At 59.3% G+C, this 3,480-nt stretch carries 4 protein-coding genes; all 4 read left to right on the top strand.

What is annotated here, in order from left to right:
• Positions 1-514: 3-oxoacyl-[acyl-carrier-protein] synthase III C-terminal domain-containing protein (locus tag ACOYIE_RS09965; RefSeq protein WP_433412802.1), on the top strand; the 514-nt coding region annotated here is incomplete at its 5' end.
• 16 nt (positions 515-530) lie between these two features.
• Entirely contained in the window at positions 531-1,478 is a 948-nt protein-coding gene (gene fabK / locus ACOYIE_RS09970) for an enoyl-[acyl-carrier-protein] reductase FabK (protein ID WP_433412804.1), read from the top strand.
• Positions 1,479-1,488: 10 nt separating this feature from the next.
• The gene (fabG, locus tag ACOYIE_RS09975; RefSeq protein WP_433412806.1) at positions 1,489-2,217 is read left to right on the top strand and encodes a 3-oxoacyl-[acyl-carrier-protein] reductase; all 729 of its coding nucleotides are present in this window, start codon (positions 1,489-1,491) and stop codon (positions 2,215-2,217) included.
• Positions 2,218-2,233: 16 nt separating this feature from the next.
• A complete protein-coding gene (gene fabF, locus ACOYIE_RS09980; RefSeq protein WP_433412808.1) occupies positions 2,234-3,463 on the top strand; it encodes a beta-ketoacyl-ACP synthase II in 1,230 nt (409 codons plus the stop codon).
• The last annotated feature ends 17 nt before the right edge of the window (positions 3,464-3,480 follow it).

The raw sequence follows: 3,480 nt of genomic DNA on the forward strand, positions 1-3,480 counted from the left end.
CGACGGCGCGGGCGCAGCGGTATTTCAGGCGGCTGAGGGAGACGAGGGCGGCGTGATTTCCACCTTTACCGCGGCCGACGGAACGCTGGGCGAAGCGCTGCACATTGATGCGCTGCCCGTAGAAAAAGACCCCTTCGGCAGCGAGCGCCCGCAGGTGGGTGAAAAACGCTATCTGGCAATGTCCGGAAACGATGTATTCCGTTTTACTGCGCAGGCGGTGCCTGCGGCAATCGAGCAGGCGCTGACGCGCGCGGGAAAAACGGCGGACGAGGTGGACTGGTTTGTGCTGCATCAGGCCAACTACCGCATTCTGAAGATGGTAGCCAAGCGGTACGGTTTGGAAGAGAGCAAGCTCTATATTAATCTGGAGCGGTTCGGCAATACGTCGAGCGCCTCTGTGCCGCTGTGCCTGGCGGAAATGAAGCAGAAAAACCTGCTGCATGAGGGACAGCTGATTTTGCTGGCCGGTTTTGGCGGCGGCTTAACATACGGCTCGGCCCTGATTCGCTTGTAAAGGAGAGAATGATACGATGAATACAAAAATTACCAAGCTGCTCGGCATTGAATATCCGGTGATACAGGGCGCGATGGCATGGGTTGCGGAGCACCACCTGGCAGCGGCGGTTTCCAAAGCGGGCGGTCTTGGCATTATTGCAGGCGGCGCGGCACCGGTGGACGTGATTCGTGAGGAAATCCGTCAGGCGCGGGCAATTACGGATAAGCCGCTCGGCATGAATATTATGCTGCTCTCTCCCAATGCGGACGATTTGGCGCAGCTTGCCATTGATGAGAAAATTGAGGTGCTGACCACAGGCGCAGGCAACCCTGGAAAATATATGGAAAGCTGGAAGGCGGCGGGCATCAAGGTGATGCCGGTTGTCGCTTCGGTGGCGCTGGCCAAGCGCATGGAGCGCGCAGGTGCAGACGTCGTGATTGCGGAGGGCATGGAAGGCGGTGGCCATATCGGCGAGCTGACCACGATGCCGCTGGTGCCGCAGGTGGTGGACGCGGTGGAGATTCCCGTGGTTGCAGCCGGCGGCATTGCGGATGGCCGCGGCATGGCCGCGGCGCTTATGCTCGGTGCAGAGGGCGTGCAGTGCGGCACGGTCTTCCTTGCGTCGAACGAATGCCATATTTCGGACAAGTATAAGGAGCTGGTGCTCGGCGCAAGCGATATTTCGACCGTTGTGACCGGCCGTCCGTCCGGCCATCCGGTGCGCTCGCTCAAAACCCCGATGGCGCGTAAATGTCTGAAGCTGGAAAAAGTCGGCACCGATCAGTCGCTGGAGGAGCTGGAAGCGGCAACGGCAGGTTCGCTGCGCAAGGCTGTGCAGGATGGCAACTATGAGGAAGGCACGTTTATGTCCGGCCAGATTGCCGGCATGCTGACCGAGCTTCGCCCGTGCGAGGATATCATCCGCGGGATGACAGAGCAGGCCGAAACGCTGCTGAAGAACGCTTACCGGCGCTTTGAGTGAGGAGAAAAGAATGGGTATTGCAATTGTAACCGGCGGCTCGCGCGGCATTGGCGCGGCCATTGCGGAAAAACTGGCCGCAGACGGCCATGATATTGTAATCAACTGTGCCTCGTCCGTGGAAAAGGCAGAGGCTGTGGCTGAAAAGTGCCGCGCACACGGCGTAAAAGCGTTTGTTAAGCAGTGGGACGTGGCGGACTATGCAGCCTGTGAGGCGGCCTGCAAACAGATCAAGGAAGAACTGGGCGTGCCGGCCATCCTAGTCAACAACGCGGGCGTAACAAGAGACGGGCTGCTCGTCCGCATGAAGCCGGAACAGTTTGACGCGGTGATCGCGACCAATCTGGGCGGCGTATTCAATATGACGCAGATCGTCGGCGCGATGATGATGCGCGCCAAAAAAGGCGCGATCGTCAATCTGTCGTCGGTCGTCGGGCTGACGGGCAACGCAGGGCAGGCAAACTACGCCGCATCGAAGGCGGGCGTTATCGGCCTGACCAAATCGGCGGCCAAGGAGCTTGGCGCGCGCGGCGTGCGCGTGAATGCAGTGGCGCCCGGTTTTATTGAGAGCGATATGACCGACGTGCTGCCGGAGGACGTGAAAAAGGGAATGCTGGCGCAAATTGCCATGAAGCGCTACGGCCAGCCGGAGGAAATTGCCAATCTGGTCGCATTTCTTGCGTCCGATGCGGCAAGCTATGTCACCGGACAGGTCGTCGTTGCGGACGGCGGCATGATTTGACAAGGGAGTGTTTGGAATGGAACGAGTAGTCATTACCGGTATGGGCGCAGTTACCCCTGTGGGCAATGATGTCAAGACCTTTTGGGAATCCCTCAAAGCGGGAAAATGCGGCGTGGGCCCAATTACCAAATTTGATACAACAGAGTATAAAGTGAAGCTGGCCGCCGAGGTCAAGGACTTTAACGTGGAAGACTATGTGGAAAAGCGCGAGGCGCGCCGCATGGATGCAAACTGCCACTTTGCTTTGGCAGCGGCGCAGCAGGCGGTGGACCAGGCAGGGCTCAAGGAGGGGAATTTTGATCCCTTCCGCACGGGCGTGATTTTTGGCTCGGGCGTCGGCGGACTGCATGTGGCCGAGGTGGAAATTCCCAAACTGATGGAAAAGGGGCCGAACCGCGTATCGCCTGTGTGCATTCCGGAGATGATTGCCAACATGGCGGCGGCGTACATTTCCATGCGTTTTGGATTTAAAGGGGAAAACTTCAGTCCGGTTTCGGCCTGCGCGACTGCAAACCACGCGATTGGCGAGGCGATGCGCACCATCCGCCACGGCTATCAGGATATCGTTCTGTGCGGCGGTACGGAGAGCGGCGTCATTCCGATTTCGGCGGCCGGTTTCCAGAATATGAAGGCGCTGCACACGGGCGACGACCCGACCTGCGCCTCTATTCCGTTTGACGCGCGCCGTTCGGGCTTTGTAATGGGCGAGGGCGCGGGCTGCCTGGTGCTGGAGAGCCTGACGCATGCCCAGCAGCGCGGCGCGACCATTTATGCCGAAGTAGCAGGCTACAGCGCTTCGGGCGACGCATACCATATCACCAGCCCAGACCCCTCCGGCGAGGCTGCCGCCCGCGCAATTGCAGGCGCAATCAGCGATGCGGGGCTGACGCCTGCGGACGTGGACTATATCAACGCGCACGGCACATCCACGCCGCTCAACGAAAAATATGAGACGCTTGCAATCAAGAAGGCGTTTGGCGATGCGGCGTATCAGGTTAAGGTTTCGTCCACCAAGTCGATGACCGGCCACCTGCTGGGCGGCGCGGCGGCCGTGGAGGCGATTGCCTGCGTGATGGCGATACAGGAGGGCGTTATCCCGCCGACGGTTGGCTACAAGGAGCCTGATCCGGATTGTGATCTGGATATTACGCCGAATACAGCGGTGGAGACGCCGGTCAATGTCGCCATTTCCAATTCGCTCGGTTTTGGCGGCCATAACGCCTGCATTTTGCTGAGAAAGGTGTAATCTGTTTTCATGGATAT

Origin of the sequence: Agathobaculum sp., assembly GCF_050946325.1 — a bacterium.
Lineage (GTDB): Bacteria > Bacillota > Clostridia > Oscillospirales > Butyricicoccaceae > Agathobaculum.